The sequence below is a fragment of the Massilia paldalensis genome (assembly GCF_044901715.1).
Taxonomy (GTDB): domain Bacteria; phylum Pseudomonadota; class Gammaproteobacteria; order Burkholderiales; family Burkholderiaceae_D; genus Telluria; species Telluria paldalensis.
In genome coordinates, this window is record NZ_JBJCIU010000003.1 from 684919 (window position 1) to 705207 (window position 20289).

Annotated in this window: 16 protein-coding genes; 11 read left to right on the plus strand and 5 right to left on the minus strand. The window is 68.7% G+C overall.

Annotated elements, in window-relative coordinates:
• Positions 1–175 precede the first annotated feature (175 nt).
• Positions 176–1825 (plus strand): serine hydrolase, encoded by a 1650-nt coding sequence (locus ACI1V7_RS17765; protein ID WP_404533121.1) that lies wholly within the window; start codon positions 176–178, stop codon positions 1823–1825.
• A 48-nt stretch (positions 1826–1873) separates the two neighbouring features.
• Here ACI1V7_RS17765 and ACI1V7_RS17770 read toward each other — a convergent pair whose 3' ends face one another.
• Positions 1874–2791, minus strand: a complete 918-nt coding sequence (locus ACI1V7_RS17770) for a hypothetical protein (RefSeq protein ID WP_404533122.1) — start codon at positions 2789–2791, stop codon at positions 1874–1876.
• Positions 2792–3106: 315 nt separating this feature from the next.
• Here ACI1V7_RS17770 and ACI1V7_RS17775 point away from each other — a divergent pair, with 315 nt between their 5' ends.
• The 10 genes from ACI1V7_RS17775 (at position 3107) to ACI1V7_RS17820 (ending at position 16229) form a co-directional block, all read left to right on the plus strand.
• Positions 3107–4744, plus strand: coding sequence for a TldD/PmbA family protein (locus tag ACI1V7_RS17775; RefSeq protein ID WP_404533123.1), 1638 nt, complete (start codon positions 3107–3109; stop codon positions 4742–4744).
• Between the two features lie 18 nt (positions 4745–4762).
• Positions 4763–6100 (plus strand): TldD/PmbA family protein, encoded by a 1338-nt coding sequence (locus tag ACI1V7_RS17780; protein WP_404533124.1) that lies wholly within the window; start codon positions 4763–4765, stop codon positions 6098–6100.
• Between the two features lie 117 nt (positions 6101–6217).
• On the plus strand, positions 6218–7855 hold the full coding sequence (locus ACI1V7_RS17785) for a TldD/PmbA family protein (RefSeq protein WP_404533125.1): 1638 nt from the start codon (positions 6218–6220) through the stop codon (positions 7853–7855).
• Between the two features lie 21 nt (positions 7856–7876).
• A complete protein-coding gene (locus ACI1V7_RS17790; RefSeq protein WP_404533126.1) occupies positions 7877–9214 on the plus strand; it encodes a TldD/PmbA family protein in 1338 nt (445 codons plus the stop codon).
• Positions 9215–9226: 12 nt separating this feature from the next.
• Positions 9227–9847 carry a DUF4159 domain-containing protein gene (locus ACI1V7_RS17795; RefSeq protein WP_404533127.1) on the plus strand — a complete coding sequence of 207 codons (621 nt, stop codon included), beginning with the start codon at positions 9227–9229 and terminating at the stop codon, positions 9845–9847.
• 3 nt (positions 9848–9850) lie between these two features.
• The gene (locus ACI1V7_RS17800) at positions 9851–10849 is read left to right on the plus strand and encodes an AAA family ATPase (RefSeq protein WP_404533128.1); all 999 of its coding nucleotides are present in this window, start codon (positions 9851–9853) and stop codon (positions 10847–10849) included.
• 5 nt (positions 10850–10854) lie between these two features.
• Entirely contained in the window at positions 10855–11748 is an 894-nt protein-coding gene (locus ACI1V7_RS17805; protein WP_404533129.1) for a DUF58 domain-containing protein, read from the plus strand.
• Positions 11745–12731 (plus strand): hypothetical protein, encoded by a 987-nt coding sequence (locus ACI1V7_RS17810; RefSeq protein WP_404533130.1) that lies wholly within the window; start codon positions 11745–11747, stop codon positions 12729–12731. Before ACI1V7_RS17805 ends, ACI1V7_RS17810 begins: the two co-directional genes overlap by 4 nt.
• Complete coding sequence (locus ACI1V7_RS17815; RefSeq protein ID WP_404533131.1) at positions 12715–14697, plus strand: hypothetical protein; 1983 nt, start codon at positions 12715–12717, stop codon at positions 14695–14697. Before ACI1V7_RS17810 ends, ACI1V7_RS17815 begins: the two co-directional genes overlap by 17 nt.
• The gene (locus tag ACI1V7_RS17820; protein WP_404533132.1) at positions 14694–16229 is read left to right on the plus strand and encodes a hypothetical protein; all 1536 of its coding nucleotides are present in this window, start codon (positions 14694–14696) and stop codon (positions 16227–16229) included. The genes ACI1V7_RS17815 and ACI1V7_RS17820 overlap by 4 nt, the downstream gene beginning before the upstream one ends.
• A 5-nt stretch (positions 16230–16234) precedes the next feature.
• Here the strand turns inward: ACI1V7_RS17820 and ACI1V7_RS17825 are convergent, their stop codons facing one another.
• The 4 genes from ACI1V7_RS17825 to ACI1V7_RS17840 all read right to left on the minus strand — a co-directional run bounded on the left by ACI1V7_RS17825 (position 16235) and on the right by ACI1V7_RS17840 (position 20273).
• Positions 16235–16588 carry a nuclear transport factor 2 family protein gene (locus ACI1V7_RS17825; RefSeq protein ID WP_404533133.1) on the minus strand — a complete coding sequence of 118 codons (354 nt, stop codon included), beginning with the start codon at positions 16586–16588 and terminating at the stop codon, positions 16235–16237.
• Positions 16589–16641: 53 nt separating this feature from the next.
• Positions 16642–17409: a spermine/spermidine synthase domain-containing protein gene (locus tag ACI1V7_RS17830; protein ID WP_404533134.1), complete on the minus strand. Its 768-nt coding sequence runs from the start codon at positions 17407–17409 to the stop codon at positions 16642–16644.
• A gap of 144 nt (positions 17410–17553) precedes the next feature.
• The gene (locus ACI1V7_RS17835; protein ID WP_404533135.1) at positions 17554–18927 is read right to left on the minus strand and encodes a sensor histidine kinase; all 1374 of its coding nucleotides are present in this window, start codon (positions 18925–18927) and stop codon (positions 17554–17556) included.
• Positions 18924–20273 (minus strand): sigma-54-dependent transcriptional regulator, encoded by a 1350-nt coding sequence (locus ACI1V7_RS17840; RefSeq protein WP_404533136.1) that lies wholly within the window; start codon positions 20271–20273, stop codon positions 18924–18926. Before ACI1V7_RS17840 ends, ACI1V7_RS17835 begins: the two co-directional genes overlap by 4 nt.
• Between the last annotated feature and the right edge of the window lie 16 nt (positions 20274–20289).

Consider the following 20289-nt stretch of genomic DNA (forward strand, 5'->3'; position numbering starts at 1 on the left):
TAGCAGAAGGCGGCGCGGCGGGGGGAAGGGGGCGATGACGCGCGGTGACGTCTGCCGGATGAAATGCTATCCTGCTGGCGCCCGCGGCTTGCCGTGCCGCCCTGACATCGGGCGCCGTATTGACTGAATCGATGGATGCGGCGCCGCCATACCGAGGAACCCAAGAGTGCTCTCCATGAACCGCATCGCAGCAGCCGTCCTGTTCGCTATCTCCAGCATTGCCCTGGCCCAGACCGCCCCCGCCGCCGCTTCCGCCACCGCTTCCGCTGCATCCACCGCTTCTGCCACCGCCACCGCCGCCGATCCCGCCGTGCAGGCCTGGCTCGCCGGCGACGTCCAGCGCACGATGAAACTGTTCGACGTGCCCGGCATCGCGATCGCCATCGTCAAGGACGGCAAGGTCGTGGCGACCCAGGGCTTCGGCGTGCGCAAGCTGGGCGCGCCGGACAAGGTCGACGGCAAGACGCTGTTCGAGGTGGCATCGAACTCGAAGGCCTTCACCGCCGCCGCGCTGGCGATGCTGGTCGACGAAGGCAAGCTGGCCTGGGACGATCCGGTCACCAAGCACCTGCCCGACTTCCAGATGTACGACGCCTACGTGACCCACGAGATGACGGTGCGCGATTTGCTGACCCACCGCAGCGGCCTGGGCCTGGGCGCCGGCGACCTGCTGTGGTGGCCGACGACGCAATTCTCGACGGACGAGATCATCCACAAGCTGCGTTTCATTGCGCCGGCGACGAGCTTCCGCAGCAGCTACGCCTACGACAACCTGCTGTACATCGTGGCCGGCAAGATCATCGCCGCCAAGTCGGGCAAGACCTGGGGCGAGACGATCCGCGAGCGCATCCTGGCGCCCGTGGGCATGAACACGACGACGACCAGCCTGGCGGAAAATGCCGGCAATCCGGACGTGGCCAACGCGCACAGCAAGATCGACGGCAAGATCGCCGCCGTGAAGGCGATGCCGGTGCCGAACGCCGTCGGCGCCGTCGGCATCAATACGAATGCGGAGGACATCGCGCGCTGGATGAACGTGCTGCTCGCGCAGGGCAGCCTGGGCACGGGACCGGACGGCAAGGAACGGCGCCTGTTCAGCGCCAGGCAGGCGCGCGAGATGTGGACCGCGCAAACGCCGATGCGCATCAGCGAGCCGAATCCGAAGCTGGCCGCCACGCGTCCGAACTTCTCCGCCTACGGCCTCGGTTTCCAGCTGCGCGACTACCAGGGCCGGCTGCTGGCCATGCACAGCGGCGCGCTGCAGGGCTTCTATTCGAAGGTGGTGCTGGTGCCGGAAGCGAAGCTGGGCATCGCCATCCTGACCAATGCGGAAAGCGGCGGCTCGCTGAACGCGCTGCAATGGCAGCTGCTGGAACGCATGCTGGAGCCGCAGGCGAAGACCGACTGGATCGGCGCCGTGAAAGCCGTCGAGGACGAGACGCACGCCAAGGAACAGGCGCGCCTGGCCAAGGCCAGCGCGTCCCGGGCCGCGAAGTCGCAACCCTCGCTGCCGCGCGCGAGCTACGACGGCGAGTACCAGGATCCGTGGTACGGCAGCGCCACCATCAAGCACGTGGGGAACAAGCAGGTGCTGACGTTCTCGCGCACGCCGGATTTGACGGGGGAACTGGAGCACTTCCAGCACGACACCTTCATCGTGCGCTGGAAGGAACGCAACTTCAACGCGGACGCCTACGTGACCTTCGCGCTGAACCCGGACGGCAGCATCGAGCGCATGAAGATGCAGCCGATCTCCACCGAGACGGACTTCAGCTACGACTTCCAGGACCTGAACTTCACGCCCGTGAAGCCGCCCAAGTCCTGAAGGTAGGGTGGGCACCACGTGCCCACCGTACGGCGCCGGTGCGGCGGTTCACAGCGACGGCACCGGATTGAAACCCGACACGGCGCGGTACTTGCCGCTGGCGTAGCGCAGCACCTGGCGCTGGTCGACGGCCAGCGGCGCCGAGAGCGGCGATTCGCCCCGCTGGATCGCGCCGTGGTAATGGATGACGAGGTCGCCCGGCTGCTCGTGCGCCGCATCCACTGCCCAGCTGCCGTCGATCGCATAGCAGTCGTGCGCATCGGCGTCGGCCCCGCCCTTCACCTGGGCCGCGATCGGCTGCGCCCGGCCGGACAGCTGCAGCCGGCGCGGGCAGTCCGCCGCGCCGGCCGTGTTGGTGCCGGACAGCGCCAGCTCCACCGCCGGCTCGCGGCGCATCCCGCCCTTGTCCGGTTCGTACAGCGCCAGCCAGGTGCCGCAGTAACCGTCCCAGCAACTGCCGTATTCGACGCCAAGGCCCTGGCGCTGGCCGCCCAGCGCCACGGCGTGCAGCGTGGCGTTGCCGCCGAAGCCGCGCCAGGCGAAGATGCCCTGGCTCAGGCTCGCATGCCAGGTGCTTCCCTGTTTCTCGAACTGGTAGGCGGCCAGCGCCATCGGCGTGGCCTGGGCGGCGCTGGCGCGGCCGTCGCCGCCCGCCGGCACCAGGCCGGCGATCAGCACCAGGTGTCCCGCATCGATGCGCAGCACCAGCTTCGGCTCGACCACCACGCGCACCTGGCCGGTATGCCATCCCTCGTGTTCGGCCGTGCCGAACGGGATCTGCACCGTCTGCACGCGACCCGGCCCGGCTGCGCTCCAGCCGGGGAAGGCGAGGGGGGCCAGCTGGGCGGGCGCGGGCAGATCGGACGATGCATGCGTGGAGGAAGCCGTGGCTGAAGGCATGGCCGCGTGGACGGCCGCGCCGTTCAGCAGCACGGCCGCTGCCACTAAGTGACGAAGGATCTTCATGGGACCTGACGTGGATCGGCGAAATGTGAACTGATTGTGTCGCGAATATACACGTCGCTTCCCCAAAAAAATGCGCGGATTGTCACTGCCTTGCACTGAAAAGTCGCCGAAACCCCGTCGTGCACTGTCCTGGCGCTCCGGGAACCCTCGAAACGGGCAGCGCGAAGGTCATTACGTGCTTGGCATAAAGATTGCCTATTCAAAACGACAACTTGCTGCTACTGTTTAACAGTTTTCATTGGCGCACCGCAGTAAAAGAACGTGTGGCCCCTCCGCCGGGCCCTGTCCAAGACGTAGTGTGATTTCAGGAGACTTATGGAACGCCGTACCTTCCTCAATATCAGCGGCCTGGCCTTCGGGTCGATGCTGGTCCCCGTGTTCGGCCGCGCGATCGCCGCCGAAGAACTGCTCAACCCGATGGCCGTGACCGCCAAGAAGGCGCTCGCCGACGTGGCGATGAATGCCGCCACCAAGGCCGGCGCCAGCTATTGCGACGTGCGCATCGGACGCTACCTGAACCAGTACATCACCACGCGCGACCTGAACGTCGAGAGCGTGACGAATACCGAGTCGGCCGGCGTGGGCGTGCGCGTGATCGCCGGCGGCGCCTACGGCTTCGCCGCCACCAGCGACATGACCCCGGACGGCATCGCGGGCGCCGCGCGCCAGGCGGTGGCGATCGCCAAGGCGAATGCCAAGCTGCAGAGCGAGCCGGTGCAGCTGGCGCCGGTGAAGAGCGTGGGGGAGGTGTCGTGGGCGACGCCGGTCAAGAAGGACTGGAGGACGGTGCCCATCAAGGAGAAGGCCGAGCTGCTGATCGCCGCCAACAAGGCCGGCATGGACGGCGGCGCCAACTTCATGCAGTCGATGCTGTTCCAGGTGAACCAGCAGAAGTACTTCGCGTCCACCGACGGTTCCTACATCGACCAGGACATCCAGCGCCTGTGGGCGCCGCTGTCGGCCACCGCCGTCGACAAGGCGAGCGGCAAGTTCCGCTCGCGCGGCGGCCTGTCGAATCCCGTCGGCATGGGCTACGAATACCTGGAACCGAAGCCGGAACACAAGATCAAGGCCGCCGGCGGCGTCGCCACGCTGTACACGGGCTCCTACGACATCGTCGAGGATGCGCGCGCGGCCGGCCGCGACGCCAAGCGCAAGCTGACGGCGAAGTCCGTCGCGCCGGGCAAGTACGACCTGATGCTCTCGCCCGAGCACCTGTGGCTGACGATCCACGAATCCGTGGGACACCCGACGGAACTGGACCGCGTGCTGGGCTACGAGGCCAACTACGCCGGCACCAGCTTCGCCACGCTCGACAAGTGGCAGAGCAAGAACTTCAAGTACGGCTCGCCGCTGGTGAACATCGTCGCCGACAAGACCACCCCGGGCTCGCTGGGCGCCGTCGGCTACGACGACGAAGGCGTCAAGTGCAAGCGCTGGGACATCATCAAGGACGGTATCCTGGTCAGCTACCAGGCCACCCGCGACCAGGCCCACATCATCGGCAAGACCGAGTCGGACGGCTGCTCGTACGCGGACAGCTGGAGCAACGTGCAGTTCCAGCGCATGCCCAACGTGTCGCTGCAGGCGGGCGCGAAGAAGCTGACGCCGGACGAGATGGTCAAGGACATCAAGAAGGGCATCTACATCGTCGGCGACGGCTCGTTCTCGATCGACCAGCAGCGCTACAACTTCCAGTTCGGCGGCCAGCTGTTCTACGAGATCAAGGACGGCAAGATCGGCCAGATGCTGGAAGACGTGGCCTACCAGTCCAATACCCAGGACTTCTGGAATGCCTGCACGGCGCTGTGCGACGAGCGCGACTGGCGCATGGGCGGCTCCTTCTTCGACGGCAAGGGCCAGCCTCCGCAGGTCAGCATCGTCTCGCACGGTTCGTCGACCGCGCGCTTCAACGGCATCAACGTCATCAACACCGCCCGCAAGATCGGCTAAGGCACGGAAAGACAGAACATGACCATCCTGACCAAGGAACAAACCAAGCGCATTTGCGACCGCGTCCTGTCGTATTCGAAGGCCGACGAATGCATCGTCGGCGTCAGCGGCAGCCGCAACGGCAACATCCGCTTCGCCCGCAACGCCGTCTCCACCGCCGGCCTGGCGGAAGACACCACCGTGTCCGTGCAGGTCGCCTTCGGCAACCGCCAGGGCACCGCCAGCATCAACGAATTCGACGACAAGTCGTTGGAAAAAGTCGTGCGCCGCGCGGAAGACCTGGCGCGCCTGGCGCCGGAAAACCCGGAATTCATGCCGACCGTCGGCAAGCAGGACTACAAGCCGTCCGCCACCTTCAACGCCAAGACGGCGGCCATCGACCCGGAATACCGCGCCCAGGCCGCCGCCTACGCGATCGAGGCCTGCCGCAAGAACAAGCTGGTGGCCGCCGGCTTCTTCACCGACGGCACCTCGTTCTCCAGCGTGGCCAACTCGAAGGGCGTGTGGGGCCACCAGGACCAGACCATGCTGGACTTCACCTGCACCGTGCGCACCGAGGACGGCCGCGGCTCCGGCTGGGTCAAGCGCTCGGCCACCGACGCCGCACGATTCGATCCGCGTGAAGCGGCCGACGTGGCCATCGAGAAGGCGCTGCGCTCGGTCGAGGCCAAGGCGCTGGAGCCGGGCCGCTACACCGTGATCCTGGAGCCGGCCGCCACGTCCGAGCTGCTCGGCTTCATGCTGTTCGGCTTCAACGCGCGCCAGACCGACGAAGGCCGCAGCTTCCTGTCGAAGAAGGGCGGCGCCTCGCGCCTGGGCGACAAGCTGTTCGACGAGAAGGTCAATATCTGGGCCGACCCGTGGAACACGGACGTGCCGGTGCTGCCCTGGGACCAGGAAAGCCTGCTGGCCCGCCAGCGCATGGACCTGATCAAGAACGGCAAAGTGAATGCGCTGCAGTACTCGCAGTTCTGGGCCAAGAAGAAGGGCGTGCAGCCGACGGCCATGCCGGGCAATATCATCATGGCCGGCACCGACAAGACGACGGCCGACCTGATCGCCAGCACCAAGAAGGGCATCCTCGTCACGCGTACCTGGTACATCCGCATGGTCGATCCGCAATCGGTGCTGCTGACGGGCCTCACGCGCGACGGCACCTTCTACATCGAGAACGGCAAGATCAAGTACCCGATCAAGAACTTCCGCTTCAACGAGAGCCCCGTCACGATGCTCAACAACATCGAGGAAATCGGCAAGCCGGTGATCATCGGGGGCGACGAGGTGCCGTTCCAGATGTCGATCCCGCCGATGAAGGTACGCGACTTCAACTTCACCTCGCTGTCCGACGCGGTGTGACAGACGCGAAATAAAACACCGTCGTCCCCGCGCAGGCGGGGATCCAATTTTCGTGCGACACCAACAAAATTGGGCCCCTGCCTCCGCAGGGGCGACGGCGGGTGCATTGGAGGAACGATGGAACGCCGTACTTTCCTGAAAATCGGCGCCGGCACGGCCGGCGCCATGCTGGTGCCCGTCCAGGGCAACGCCATCGCGGCCGAGGAACTGCTCGCGCCGCTCGCCGCCAGCGTCAAGAAGTCGCTCGCCGATACGGCCATGGACGCCGCCAGGAAGGCCGGCGCTTCCTACTGCGACGTGCGCATCGGCCGCTACCTGAACCAGTACATCACCACGCGCGACCTGAACGTCGAAAGCGTGACGAATACCGAGTCGACGGGCGTGGGCGTGCGCGTGATCGCGTCCGGCGCCTATGGCTTCGCCGCCACCAACAGCCTGAACCCGGACGCCGTGGCCAATGCCGCGCGCCAGGCCGTGGCGATCGCCAAGGCCAACGCGCGCCTGCAGACGGAGCCCGTGCAGCTGGCGCCGCAGAAGGGCGTGGGCGAAGTGGCCTGGGCCACGCCGATCAAGCGCGACTGGCGCACCGTGCCCGTCAAGGAAAAGGCCGAGATGCTGGTCGCCGCCAACAAGGCGGGCCTGGACGCCGGCGCCAGCTTCATGACGGCCAACCTCTTCCAGATCAACCAGCAGAAGTATTTCGCCTCGACCGACGGCTCCTACATCGACCAGGACGTCCACCGCCTGTGGGCGCCGATCACGGCGACGGCCGTCGACAAGGCCACCGGCAAGTTCCGCTCGCGCGCGGGCCTGGCGCCGCCCGTGGGCATGGGCTACGAATACTTCGATGCGAAGCCTGAGCACAGGATCCGTGCGGCCGGCGGCGTGACCACGCTGTACAAGGGCGGCTACGACATCGTCGAGGAAGCGAAGAACGCGGGCCGCCAGGCGCGCGAGAAGCTCACGGCCAAGAGCGTCGACCCGGGCAAGTACGACCTCGTGATCGCGCCGGAAAACCTGTTCCTGACCATCCACGAATCGGTCGGCCACCCGACGGAGCTGGACCGCGTGCTGGGCTACGAGGCCAACTACGCGGGCACCAGCTTCTGCACGCTGGACAAGTGGGAATCGAAGAAATTCAAGTTCGGCTCGAACATCGTCAACTTCGTCGGCGAGAAGACGACGCCCGGTTCGCTGGGCGCCGTCGGCTACGACGACGAGGGCGTGCCGACCAGGCGCTGGGACATCGTCAAGGACGGCATCCTGGTCAACTACCAGGTCACGCGCGACCAGGCCCACATCATCGGCGAGAAGGAGTCGCAGGGCTGCTCGTATGCCGACAGCTGGAGCAGCGTGCAGTTCCAGCGCATGCCCAACGTGTCGCTGCAGGCCGGCCAGAAGAAGCTGACGCCCGACGAGATGGTCAAGGACGTCAAGCGCGGCATCTATGTGCTGGGCCGCGGCTCGTACTCGATCGACCAGCAGCGCTACAACTTCCAGTTCGGCGGCCAGCTGTACTACGAAATCCGCGACGGCAAGATCGGCCAGATGCTGGAAGACGTCGCCTACCAGTCGAACACGCAGGACTTCTGGAACGCCTGCACGGCGATCTGCGACGAGCGCGACTGGCGCATGAGCGGCTCCTTCTTCGACGGCAAGGGCCAGCCGAGCCAGGTGAGCGCCGTCTCGCACGGCGCGTCGACGACGCGCTTCAACGGCATCAACGTGATCAATACCGGCCGCAAGATCGGCTGAGCGCCCAGGCAAGGAGACACGATGAAACAGCTGAACCAGGAAGACACCCGCGCCATCTGCGAGCGCGTGCTCGGCTTTTCCAAGGCCGACGAATGCAGCGTCACCATCGCCGGCAGCCGCGCCGGCAACATCCGCTTCGCGCGCAACAGCGTGTCGACGGCGGGCCTGAACGAAGACCGGCGCCTCACCGTGACCGTCGCCTTCGGCAAGCGCCAGGGCACGGCCACCATCAACGAATTCGACGACAAGTCGCTGGAAAAGGCCGTGCGCCGCGCCGAGGACATCGCGCGCCTGGCGCCGGAAAACCCGGAGTTCATGCCGGCGCCGGGCAAGCAGGACTTCAAGGCCAGCACCGAGTATTTCGCCGCGACGGCCGCCATCGACCCCGACTACCGCGCCGAGGTGGCGTCGCACGCGATCCTGGCGGGACGCAAGAACAGGCTGGTGACGGCCGGCTTCTTCAACGACGTCACCGGCTTCGAGACCATCGCCAATTCGCGCGGCGTGTTCGGTCACCGCGACTACACGAACCTGGGCTATACCTGCACGGCGCGCACCGAGGATGGGCGCGGTTCCGGCTGGGTGACGCGCGGCGTGGTCGACGCCAAGCGTTTCGACGCGCGCGAGGCGACCGATGTGGCCATCGAGAAGGCGCTGCGCTCGGTCGATGCGAAAGCGCTGGAGCCGGGCCGCTACACCGTGATCCTGGAACCGGCCGCCACGTCCGACCTGCTCAGCCGCATGTTCGGCGCCTTCGGCGCGCGCCAGGCCGACGAAGGCCGCAGCTTCCTCGCTAAAAAGGGCGGCGGCAACCGCCTGGGCGAGAAGCTGTTCGACGAACAGGTCAACGTGTGGGCCGACCCGTGGGACAAGGACGTGCCCGTCAGTCCGTGGGACAACCAGTCGATGCTGGCACGCCAGCGCACCGACATCATCAAGAACGGCAAGGTGGCCTCGCTCGACTATTCGCAGTTCTGGGCGCAGAAGCAGGGCGTGCGGCCGACGGCGCGCCACGGCAACATCATCATGGGCGGCGGCAGCAAGTCGCTGGAAGAGCTGATCGCCGACACCAAGAAGGGCATCGTCGTCACCCGCACGTGGTACATCCGCATGGTCGACCCGCAATCGGTGCTGCTGACGGGCCTCACGCGCGACGGCACCTTCTATGTCGAGAACGGCAAGATCAAGTATCCGATCAAGAACTTCCGCTTCAACGAGAGCCCGATCACCATGCTCAACAACGTGGATGCGCTGGGCAAGCCGGTGATCCTGGGCGGCGACGAAGGACGGTTCCAGCTGGTGATTCCGCCGATGCGCATCCGCGATTTCAACTTCACGTCGCTGTCGGACGCGGTGTAAGCACGAGACGCGATGGCGACCTTCGATTTCTACTTCACGCGGCTGATGTACGAGTCCGGCGACTGGGACGTGGACCAGCGCATGCCCAGCAACGTGCTGAACTCCCTTGTCGAGTACACGACGCTGCGCGTCGATCCGGCCGAACGGGTGATCGCGCTGTCGGACCCGAAGATGCTGGAGTCGCCGTTCTGCTACCTGGCCGGGCACAAGCTGGTGCAGTTCACCCCGGCCGAACGGAAGAACTTCGAGCGTTACGTGAAGGGCGGGGGCTTCGTCTTCGTCGACGACTGCAACCACGACATTGACGGCCTGTTCGCCAAGTCCTTCGAGGCCGAGATGACGCGCATCTTCGGCATGCACGCGATGCAGAAGATCCCGAACAAGCACCGCCTGTATTCGAGCTTCTTCCATTTCGACGGGCCGCCCAACACGGCCGTCGAACTGAACGGCTGGGGCGACGACCTGGTGCACGAGTACCTGCGCGGCATCGAGGTGAAGGGGCGCATCGGCGTGCTGTATTCGAACAAGGACTACGGTTGCGAGTGGGACTACGACTTCCGCAACAAGCGCTGGCTGGCGGTGGACAATACGCGCTTCGCCGTCAACATCATTCAATATGCCTTAGGAGCATAGCAAGTGGCAGAAGCACACGCATGGACTGAAAACGAGATCGCCGACCTGGTGGCCAAGGTGGGCGCGCTCAAGGAGAGCATGGGCCGCGTGATCATCGGCCAGAAGGACGTGATCGACCTGCTGGTCACCTGCCTGCTGGGCGGCGGCCACGCGCTGGTCGAGGGCGTGCCGGGGCTGGGCAAGACGCTGCTGGTGAAATCGCTGGCCCAGGCCACCGACATGCAGTTTCGCCGCGTGCAGTTCACGCCCGACCTGATGCCGTCCGATATCGTCGGCACCGAGATCCTGGAAGAAGACCAGGCCACCCGCCAGCGCGTGTTCCGCTTCCAGCCGGGCCCCGTGTTCACCCAGGTGCTGCTGGCCGACGAGATCAACCGCGCCCCGCCCAAGACCCAGTCGGCGCTGCTGGAGGCGATGCAGGAACGCTCCGTGACCTTCGCCGGCCAGACGCACAAGCTGCCGCAGCCGTTCTTCGTGCTGGCCACGCAGAATCCGCTCGAGCAGGCCGGCACCTACCCGCTGCCCGAGGCCCAGCTCGACCGCTTCCTGCTGCGCATCGACGTCGACTACCCGAGCGAGGACGAGGAGATCGCGATGGTCGGCGCCACCACGCACGCGGGACTGCGCGACGCGACGCCAGCCATGGACTTGCAGGCCCTGCTGCGCCTGCAGCAGCTGGTGCGCGACATCGAGATCGCCGAGCCCATGCTGCGCTACGCGACGCGCCTGGTGCGCGCGACCCGTCCGGCCGACTCGCCCGTGGAAGCCATCCGCAAGCACATCGGCTGGGGCGCGGGCCCGCGCGCCGGCCAGGCGCTGGTGCTGGCATCCAAGGCAAGGGCCCTGATGCACGGCCGCCTGGCGGTGACGCGCGACGACATCCAGGCCATGCTGCTGCCCGTGCTGGCGCACCGCGTGCTGCGCAACTTCGAGGCGGAAGCGGACGGCATCGCCATCGCCGACGTCCTGGTCGCGCTGTCCGCCGGCGTGCGCGCCGAGTAGCTCCGGTGCCGGCAAGCGCGGCGCTGGCCGCCCATACCACCAAACTGTCACTGGCCGTGCGCCACGTGCTGGCGGGGCTCGGCCACGGCATCCACGTCGGGCGCGAGCGTGGCGCCGGCGTCGAGTTTTCCGAATACCGCGCCTATGCGCCCGGCGACGAATGGCGCCGCGTCGACTGGAAGCTGCTGGCCCGGGCCGACCGCTATTTCGTGCGCGAGGCGGAGCGCGACAGCCACGTCGCCGTCTGGCTGGTGCTGGACGCCACCGCATCGATGCTGGAGCCCAGCCGCAGCATCGAGGGCGTGAACAAATTGCAGTACGCGCGGCTGCTGCTGGCCTGCATCGGCGCCATCGCCCAGCGCCAGGGCGACGCGTTCGGCCTCGTCGTGTGCCAGGGCGAGCGCACCCACTTCACGCCGGCCGCGCGCGGACCGCGCCAGCTGCAGCGCATCCTGGCACGGCTCGAGGCCACGCAGGCGGACGGCAGCCTGCCCGGCAGCGACACGCTGCGCGCCAGCCTGCATTTCACCCGTTCGCCCGGCGTCGTGTGCGTGGCCGGCGACTTCCTCGACTGGCCGTCGCCCTTGTCGGAAGCCTTGCTCCGCCTGCGCAGCATGCGCCACGACGTGCGCGCCGTGTGCCTGCAGACGCAGGCCGAGGTCGACGGCGAGTTCGACACGGCATCGTCGTACCGGGATCCCGAGGGTGATGGCGGCATGGTGCGCTTCGGGCGCGACTTGCGCGCCGGCTACCTGCGCAACCGCGCCGCCCATTTCGACGCGGTGGCGCTGCAATGCCGCCGCCATGACCTGCCGTTCGTCCAGGCCCGCATCGAGCAGCCGCCGGGCGACGTGCTGCGCACGCTGTTGCATCCATCGTTGCGGGGAGGCGGGCGATGAACGCATCGCTGTGGTGGTGGGCGCTGCCCGTCCTGCTGCTGCCGATCCTGTGGCACCGCAAGAAGCGCGAACAGACGCAGGCGCTGCCCCTGGCGACGGCACGCTTCCTGCCCAGGAGCGAACCGCTGCAGCGGCGCGTGTGGCGCTGGAGCGACACCCTCCTGCTGCTGCTGCGCTGCCTGTTGCTCGTCACGCTGATCGCCCTGCTGGCCGACCTGCTGCTGCCCTGGCGCGGCGATACGGTGCTCGTCGTTCCCGGCAGCGCGCCGGCGGCGGTGGACAAGGAAGCGCAGGCCGCCGGCTTCGCCGATGCCGCGCGCCTGACCCTGCCGGATCGCGACGCGAGCGCCTGGATCCATGCCCACGAACGCGAGTTCAAGCCCGAGGCGCGCCTGCTGGTGGTGGGCGACGCCGCCATGCCGGCCGTACTGCCCCGTTTCCGTCATCCCGTCGCGCTGCGTACCGCGCCGGCGTCCGCGCCGCCCGTCGAGCGCCACGTCGCCATCGTCAGCAACCGTGCCGACGCATGGCGCCGCCTGTTCGCGGCGCTCGACGGTCCGCTGCGCGTGGTCGTCGATGCCCAGCCGGGCGCGCGCACGGAACTCATCGTGTGGGACGTGCCGGAAGCGCCGCCCGCGCCGTTGCGCGCGCCGCTGTGGCTCGTCGCGAATCCCGCGGCCTTCCCCGAGCTGGCGCAGGCGCCGCAGGCAGGCGGACTGCATTATGTCGACAGCCCGCGCGGCCGCCTGTGGAGCAATACTGCCTGGCCGCCGCGCGACGCCGAGGCGGCCCGCGCCCTGGTCGCCGACTGGCAGCGCCTGCACGTCGGCCCGCGGCCGTATCCGATGCCGGCCCAGGTGCTGGCCGCCGATGCGTCCGCGCCTGCCGCCGCGGCGTCCGGCGCACTGCGTGACCGGCTGGCGCTGCTGCTCGTCGTCCTGTTTGCCCTGGAGAGGATCCTGACCCATGTCCGCCGACGCTGAACTCGCCCGACGACTGTGGCGTGCCGCGCTGTTGCGCCGCGGCGCCATGTGGGCGGCCGGCAGCGTGCCGTGGCTGGCGCTGCGCTCGGCGCCGGGGCTGCTGGCCTGGACGGCGTTCTGCGCCTGGGATGGCCTGCGCCTGCAGCGCCGGGTGGCGCAGGGCTGGACCGGCTGGATCGATGCCGCCGTGCCCGAGATGGAAGACAGCGCCAGCCTGCTCGTGCATGCCGAATCGCCGCTGGCGCAGCTGCAGCAGCGGCGTCTCGTCGAGCGCCTCGATGCCGCGCTGCCGCCGCGGCGCCTGCGCGCCATCGCCTTCGCGCGCGTGCGCTTCGGCCTGCCCTGGCTGGCGGGGAGCGTGCTGCTGGCCGGCCTGGCCTGGGGCGCGAACGTATTGCAGCATCCGGCGGCAGGGCCGGGCGCCGCGGCCGAAGTCGGCGGTCCGACCGCGGCCGCGGCGGCGGCGCGCGCCGAGCTGACGGTGACCTTGACGCCGCCCCGCTACACGGGTGTGGACCAGACGCGCCACGCGCCGCGCGACCTGCAGGCGCCGGAACGGACGGTCGTCGAATGGTGCCTGAAGGATCCGGCCGGCGCGTCGGAAACGATCGAATTGAGCGACGGCCAGCGGCTGCAGGCCGGCAAGGCCTGCGCGCGCTGGACCGCCACCGAATCCGTGTTCTGGCGCTGGCGCGGCGCCCGCTACACGCTGAAGGTGATTCCGGACGGGGCGCCCGAGATCACGGTCACGCAACCGAACGAGATGGTCAAGGAGCTGGCCCGCGATGCGAAGGACACCGCGATCGCCGTGGAGGTGCGCGACGACTACCGCATCGTGCAGGCCACCATGCACCTGACGCTGGCGCGCGGCAGCGGCGAGAACATCCGCTTCAGCGACCGCGAATTGCCCCTGCCTGTCTCGAACGATCCGCGCCGGCGTACCTGGAGCCGCAACTGGTCGCTGGCCGACCTTGGCATGGAGCCGGGCGACGAGCTGTACTTCTTCGTGCGCGCCGCCGACAACGCGGCGACACCGCACACGGTGCAGTCGCCCACCTACACGCTGCGCCTGCCGGCGCCGCCGTCCGAGGAAGAAGAGGAGACGTCGGCGCTGCCGATGCTCGTCAAGCCGGAAAGCCTGCGCAGCCAGCGCCAGGTGATCATCGACACGGAACAGCTGGTGGCCGACATGCGCGACCGGAAGCTCAAGGACGCCGAGGTGCGCGAGCGCAGCGAGTCGATCGCCTCCGACCAGGCCGCGCTGCGGCGCCGCTATGGCCAGTTCCTGGGCGAGGAATCGACGCTGTTCGGCGAAGAGGAGCACGACGACCATGGCGCGGAAGGCCACGGCAAGCAGGACGTGCTGCACGAATTCGGCCATGCGCACGACCAGGCCGAGAACGCGACGCTGTTCGACGACGCCACCAAGAAGATCCTGCGCCGTGCGCTGGTCGCCATGTGGGACGCGGAAAAGGCGCTGCGCGCGATCACCCCGAAGACGGCGCTGCCGCCCGAGCACAAGGCGCTGGAGGCGATCAAGGAATTGCAGCAGTCGGAACGCATCTATTTGCACAAGACGGCCTTCACGCCGCCCGCCATCAAGGAAGACAAGCGCATGAGCGGCGACATGGCCGATACGAAGAGCTACAAGCGCACCCAGGACGAAGCGGACGACGTCGTGCCGGCCGGCCTGCGCGAACTGGTGCAGGCGCTGGGTGGCGACGGTCCGCTGCCGGCGCTGTGGACGCGCACCGCGCACGACTGGGTGCGCGAGCGCATCGTCAGGGACGAGGAGCGCCTGGCGGCCCAGCGCGCGATCCAGGACGTGGCCGACGGCAAGCTCGACGCCCGTCCCGTGCTGCGCGCCTGGCTGCGTGGCGGCGTGCAGGATGCGCCCGTCCTGCTGCAGGCTGCGCCGCGGGTCGAGACGCCGTTCGCGAAGGCGCTGCGGGGAGGTGCGCAATGAACCTCGTCGCAATCGCCGCCGTCGCCATCGGCATCCTGAGCGCGGCGGTCTACCTCGCGCGCCGGCGCGTGCCCGATGCCTTGCTGGCGCTGGTCGCGGGTGTCGCGCTGGCGGGCACCGTCGGCGACTTTCCGCTGCCCGGCACGGCGGGGACGACGCTGACCCTGTCGAGCAATGAGGCGCCCGCTTCGCTGGCCGGCGTGCGCACGCTGCGCCTGGACGGCGACGGCCTGCGCGCCGCGCAATGGGACGACTTGCCGGCGCGTCCGCTGGCATGGAAGAAGCCGGAGACGCCCGCCATCCTCCTCGATTTCCCGCGCGAGGTCGCGCTGGGCCGCATGTTCGTGCTGTCGCTCGAGCGTTCCTGGCGGGCGCCGGGCCGCCTGCAGCTGCTGGCCGAGAACGGCCAGGTGCTGGCGCAGGCGCAGGGAGAGGGGCGGCTGGCCGTGCAATGGCTGCCGCCGCTGGCCGAGACGCTGGTGCTGCGCGCGCGCCTGCTCGACGCCGGCGGCAAGGTCGTCGACGAGGGTCCGGTGCCCGTCGTCGTGCGCGAACCGTTGCCGCTGCAGGTGCGCGGCCGCTTCGGCGCGCCGTCGTTCGACCTGCGCGCGCTGGACGACCTGCTGGCCGGCAGCCACGCGCTGATCGACTGGCAGGTCGCACTGGGCAAGAACCTGGGCCGTGCCGAGACGGCGCGCGAGGAGATGCGGCAGCCCGACCTGGAGATCGTCGACGCCGCCTGGTTCGAGCGCGCCGGCGAGGCCGGCCGCAAGGCCGTGATGGCGCGCGTGGCGCAAGGATCCGCGCTGCTGGTGCTGGGGGCGAACGCCCAGGATGCCGGCCTGTGGTCGCGCAGCGTCGGCCTGGGCCTGGCGCCGCAGCCGGCCGACAGGACCGTCGGTACGGTGCTGCCGATGAGCGCCACCGCGCTGGCGCCGCGGGCGGCGAACCAGGGCGAATGGACGGGCGGCGACGGCCTGTGGACGCGCGACTGGCAGGGCGGAAGGATCGGCTGGCTCAGTGCCGGCGACTGGCACCGCTATGCCATCAGCCAGCCGCGCCAGCTGGCACTGTGGTGGCAGGATGTGCTCGACCGCCTGCGCGTGCAGCGCGAGCGCGACGTCGCCTGGCTGGCGCCGCAGGAGATGCCGCTGCCGCGCCAGCGCCTGGCCGTGTGTGCGCAAGGCGTGAAGGGCGACGTCGCGTTCCCCGACCTGCACCAGGCGCTCGCCTGGCAGCGCCGCGCGGAACATCCCGATGCCTCCTGCGTGGCGGTCTGGCCGCAGCGGACGGGCTGGCTGCGCATGGAGACGCAGGCGCAGACCGCGGCGCCGGCCGCGGGCCAGGTCTATGTGTATGGCGAGCGGGATTGGCCGCTGTGGCAGCGCAGCGAGCGGCGCGACGCCACGGCGCGCTACGCAGCGCGCACGCCCCAGGCCGTCGCGCCGGGCACGCGCAGCCTGCCCGCATGGCCGTTCGGCGTGGCGTTCGCGCTCGCGATGCTGGGGCTGTGGTGGCGCGAGCGGCGCTGAACGAATCAGGTTCCCGTCGGGATGACGAAGGCGCGCAGCTCGGCCATCTTGCCGTCGCAAAAGCGCCAGACGTCGCTGTAGGCATTGTCGAGGCGCGTGCCGTCGTCGGCGCTGGACGCGATGGTGCCCAGCGCCACGACGAAGTCGCCTTCCGCGACGAGGCGCTCGACGGTGAACGAGGGCGGAGCGACGTATTCCTTCGTCATCCAGTCGCGCACCGCCTGCTTGCCGCGCAGCGTCTCGCCGCCGACGGTGGACCAGACGATGTCATCGGTGCAGAACGACAGGAAGCCTTCGTTGTCGCCGGCGCGCACCGCGGCGTTCGCCCGCTCCAGGGTGGTCTTGTTCAGTTCGGACATGCTGCCTCCTCGGTATGAAGATCATGCAAACGGCGCGTCGGGCCGGCATGGTGTCAGCCGGCGTGGTCGCGCATCCATTCCTTGAGCCCGTTCACCCAGCTCCTGGCCGGCAGATTGTAGCGCCGCTTGATCTCGCCGGCGCGCTCGTACAGCACGGTGAAGTCGATCTGCGGCGCGTCCTTGAAGGCGATGACGACGATGTTGGCATCGTGGACTTCGGGCAGCCAGACGACGGCGTCGAACGCGCCTTCCATCGCCAGGAAATTCTTGTCGTAGCTCGAAAAGTCGCCGAACACATTGGCCGTCATGATGCCGCCGGGCGCCAGGCAGTCGGCGCAGGCCTGGTAGAACTCGGGCGTGTCGAGCACGGGGCCGCGCGCCTGTTCGTCGTACAAATCGACCTGCAGCGCGTCGACGGTGCCGTGGTTGGCCGGGTCCATGACGAAATCCAGCGCATCCATCTCGCGCACGTCCAGGCGCGCGTCGTTGGGCGGCAGGCCGAAGTACGCGTGGCAGATCGCGATCACGTTCGGGTTCAGCTCCGCGGCCGCCACCCGCGCCTCCGGAAACCGCTGGTAGCAGAACTTGGTCAGCGCGGCGCTGCCCAGCCCCAGCTGCACGATGCGGCGCGGATCATCCTTGAACAGCATCCAGGACATCATCATCTGCACGTATTCGAGCTCGATCGCATCCGGGCGAGACAGACGCATCGCCCCCTGTTCCCACGAGGTGCCCAGGTGCAGCGAGCGCACGCCCTCGAATTCGGTGATGGTGGCGGGCGGGTGGCCGGGACGGGAAAAGCGGGGATCGGGGGATGACATGGCGGCGATCTTACCCGAAAAATTCGGGGTCAGAGCACATTAAATTCCGGCTTTGCCGCCAATGGCGATCATCTTGTATCGATGTGCTGGCATGTTCGTTGAACTGGCCGATGCGCGCGCAAATAATGTGCTCTGACCCCGAATTTAGGCCGGCAGGATCAGCGTGACGGCCAGGCCGCCGCCTTCGCGGTTGGAAAGCGTGATGCGTCCGCCGTGGGCTTCGGCGATCTCGCGCGCCAGCGCCAGGCCCAGGCCGGTGCCGCTGCGCTTGGTGGAATAGAAGGGCACCAGGGCGTTGGTCAGCACGGCGTCGTTCATGCCGCTGCCCCGGTCCAGCACGTCGATGCGCAGCAGGTCCTGCACGCGCCGCACCTGCAGGGCGACGTCGTCCGGGCGCGAGCCCGATTCGTGGGCGTTCTTGAGCAAGTTGAGCAGCGCCTGCTCCATCTGGGCGACGTCGATGCGGGCCGGCTCCTCGGGCAGGCCGCCCGCCAGGGTGAATGCGACCTGCGCCGCCAGCCGCGCCGTGAAATCGGTCCAGGCCACGCTCTCCAGGCGCGGCGCCGGCAGCTTGGCGAAGCGCGCGTAGCCGAGGATGAAGCTTTCCAGGTGGCGGGTGCGCTCGCCGATGGTCTGCAGGATCTGCGGCAGGCGCTCGGTCTGGCCGCGCCGCACCAGTTCCGCGCCCGAATGCGCGAGCGACGCAAGGGGCGCGAGGGAATTGTTCAATTCGTGGCTGATCACGCGAATGACCTTCTTCCAGGTCTGCACTTCCTGGCGCCGCAGCTCGGCCGTCAGCTGGCGCAGCAGCAGCAGTTCGTGGCGCCGGCCGTTCAGGGTGAACTGGCGGCGCGCCAGGTGGTAGACCTCCTCGTCCTCGCCGTCGCCGGCCGTGAACAGGCCGTCGCCGCCGCGCTCGAGCGCCTCGACCAGCGCCGGCACGGACTGCGCCAGGACGGCGTCCAGCGCATGGCCTTCGAGCTTGCGGCCCCCGAACAGCAGCTGGCGCGCGGCCAGGTTGGCGTACACGATGGTGCGCGCCTGCGGGTCGCGCGCATGCGCCGCGTCGGCCACCAGCAGCATCGCCACCGGCGTGTTCTGCACCATGGTGTCGAGCAGCAGTTCGCGCTGCACGAGGCCCAGGCGCTGCTCGCGCAGCACATCGCCCAGCGCATTGTGGGCTTGCACCAGGTCGGCCAGTTCGTCGTTCTGCGCCCAGTGCAGGCCGAAGGAAAAGTCGCCGTCGCGGTAGCTCGTCACCGTGCCTTCCAGCGCCCGGAACAGCGACAGGATGGGCTGGATCTGTGCGCGGATCGTGATCACGGCGATGGGCACCACGCACAGCAGGCAGATGCCCAGCACGGCCAGCGGCCGGCCCGGCATCAGGTGGTCCAGGCCCAGGGCGGCCAGGATGCCGACGGCGAGCAGGGTGCCGACCAGCGCCGACCAGCGCGTGACGAGCGAAAAACGCAGCCTCCGGCGCGGCGGTGCGGAACGACCCTGCGCGTCTTCCTTCATGCCGTGCGTTCGATGCCGAGCCGCTCCATGCGCCGGTACAGCGCCTGGCGCGACAGCCCCAGTTCGGCCGCGGCCTGGGCGATGACGCCGCCCGCGCGCGCCAGCGCCCGCACGATGGCGTCGCGGTCCGGCTCCGCCTCCGCGAAGCCGGGGACGGCGCCGGCGCTGGCGTCGTGCGGCAGGCCCAGGTCGGCCGGCATGACGACATCGTCCCGCGCCAGCAGGCTGGCACGCGCCATCACGTTCTTCAGTTCGCGCACGTTGCCGGGCCAGGCATGGGCCCGCAGCGCGCCCTCGGCGCTCGGATGCAGGCGCTTGCCGGCGGCCAGGAAGGCGTGCGCCAGCGGCAGGATGTCGCCGGGACGGGCCGCCAGCGCCGGCAGCTTCAGCTCGATCACGTTGAGGCGGTAGAACAGGTCTTCGCGGAAGGTGCCGGCGCGGATCATCGCGGACAGGTCGGCATTCGTGGCGCTGATCACGCGCACCTTCACCTGGCGCTCGCGGTTCGAGCCGAGGCGCTCGAAGCGTCCCGTCTCCAGCACGCGCAGCAGTTTCATCTGCCCGGCCAGCGGCAGGTTGCCGATCTCGTCGAGGAACAGCGTGCCGCCGTCGGCCGCCTCGAACTTGCCTTCGCGCGCCTTCGACGCGCCCGTGTAGGCGCCGGCGTCGGCGCCGAACAGCTCGGCCTCGATCAGTTCCGACGGCAGGGCACCGCAGTTGAGCACGACGAAGGGGCCGCCGGCGACCTGGGAATTGGCTTGAATGATCTCGGCGATGCGCTCCTTGCCGGTGCCGTTCGGTCCCGTGATCAGCACCGGCACGTCGGCGCGCGCCACCTGGCAGGCGAGGCTCAGCACGCGCTCCATGGCCGGATCGGCCCAGACCAGGCCGCGCAGGTCGTAGTGCTGCTCCAGTTCGCGCCGCGCCTGCCGCTCCTGCTGCAGACGCGTGCCCAGCGCGCGGTTGGCCTGGCCCAGCTCGATCAGGTTGGTCACCGTCGCCAGCAGGCGGTCGTCGTTCCAGGGCTTGGACAGGTAGTCCGCGGCGCCGGCCTTGACCAGGTCGACGGCCGCGTCCAGGTGCGTCCACGCCGTCAGCAGGATCACGGGCAGGTCCGGGTGGCGCTTGCGGATCTCGCGGAACAGCGCCGTGCCTTCCGCGCCGGACGTGGTGTCGGCCGTGAAGTTCATGTCCTGGATGACGAGGTCCACCTGCTCGCGCGCCAGGATGGCCAGGCCTTCCTCGGGCGAGGCGGCGCGCAGCGACGCGATGTCGTGCAGCGAGAACAGCACGTCGAGCGCGATGCCGACGGCGGCGTTGTCATCGATGATCAGTACGGTAGGCATGTCCGCCAGCATAGCA

Bases quoted from the DNA above. Each gene is read 5' to 3' on its own strand.
- ACI1V7_RS17820 (WP_404533132.1), top strand. From the start codon at position 14,694: ATGAACCTCGTCGCAATCGCCGCCGTCGCCATCGGCATCCTGAGCGCG.
- ACI1V7_RS17840 (WP_404533136.1), bottom strand. From the start codon at position 20,273: ATGCCTACCGTACTGATCATCGATGACAACGCCGCCGTCGGCATCGCG.
- ACI1V7_RS17830 (WP_404533134.1), bottom strand. From the start codon at position 17,409: ATGTCATCCCCCGATCCCCGCTTTTCCCGTCCCGGCCACCCGCCCGCC.
- ACI1V7_RS17815 (WP_404533131.1), top strand. From the start codon at position 12,715: ATGTCCGCCGACGCTGAACTCGCCCGACGACTGTGGCGTGCCGCGCTG.
- ACI1V7_RS17785 (WP_404533125.1), top strand. From the start codon at position 6,218: ATGGAACGCCGTACTTTCCTGAAAATCGGCGCCGGCACGGCCGGCGCC.
- ACI1V7_RS17795 (WP_404533127.1), top strand. From the start codon at position 9,227: ATGGCGACCTTCGATTTCTACTTCACGCGGCTGATGTACGAGTCCGGC.
- ACI1V7_RS17765 (WP_404533121.1), top strand. From the start codon at position 176: ATGAACCGCATCGCAGCAGCCGTCCTGTTCGCTATCTCCAGCATTGCC.
- ACI1V7_RS17825 (WP_404533133.1), bottom strand. From the start codon at position 16,588: ATGTCCGAACTGAACAAGACCACCCTGGAGCGGGCGAACGCCGCGGTG.
- ACI1V7_RS17780 (WP_404533124.1), top strand. From the start codon at position 4,763: ATGACCATCCTGACCAAGGAACAAACCAAGCGCATTTGCGACCGCGTC.
- ACI1V7_RS17810 (WP_404533130.1), top strand. From the start codon at position 11,745: ATGAACGCATCGCTGTGGTGGTGGGCGCTGCCCGTCCTGCTGCTGCCG.
- ACI1V7_RS17775 (WP_404533123.1), top strand. From the start codon at position 3,107: ATGGAACGCCGTACCTTCCTCAATATCAGCGGCCTGGCCTTCGGGTCG.
- ACI1V7_RS17790 (WP_404533126.1), top strand. From the start codon at position 7,877: ATGAAACAGCTGAACCAGGAAGACACCCGCGCCATCTGCGAGCGCGTG.
- ACI1V7_RS17835 (WP_404533135.1), bottom strand. From the start codon at position 18,927: ATGAAGGAAGACGCGCAGGGTCGTTCCGCACCGCCGCGCCGGAGGCTG.
- ACI1V7_RS17770 (WP_404533122.1), bottom strand. From the start codon at position 2,791: ATGAAGATCCTTCGTCACTTAGTGGCAGCGGCCGTGCTGCTGAACGGC.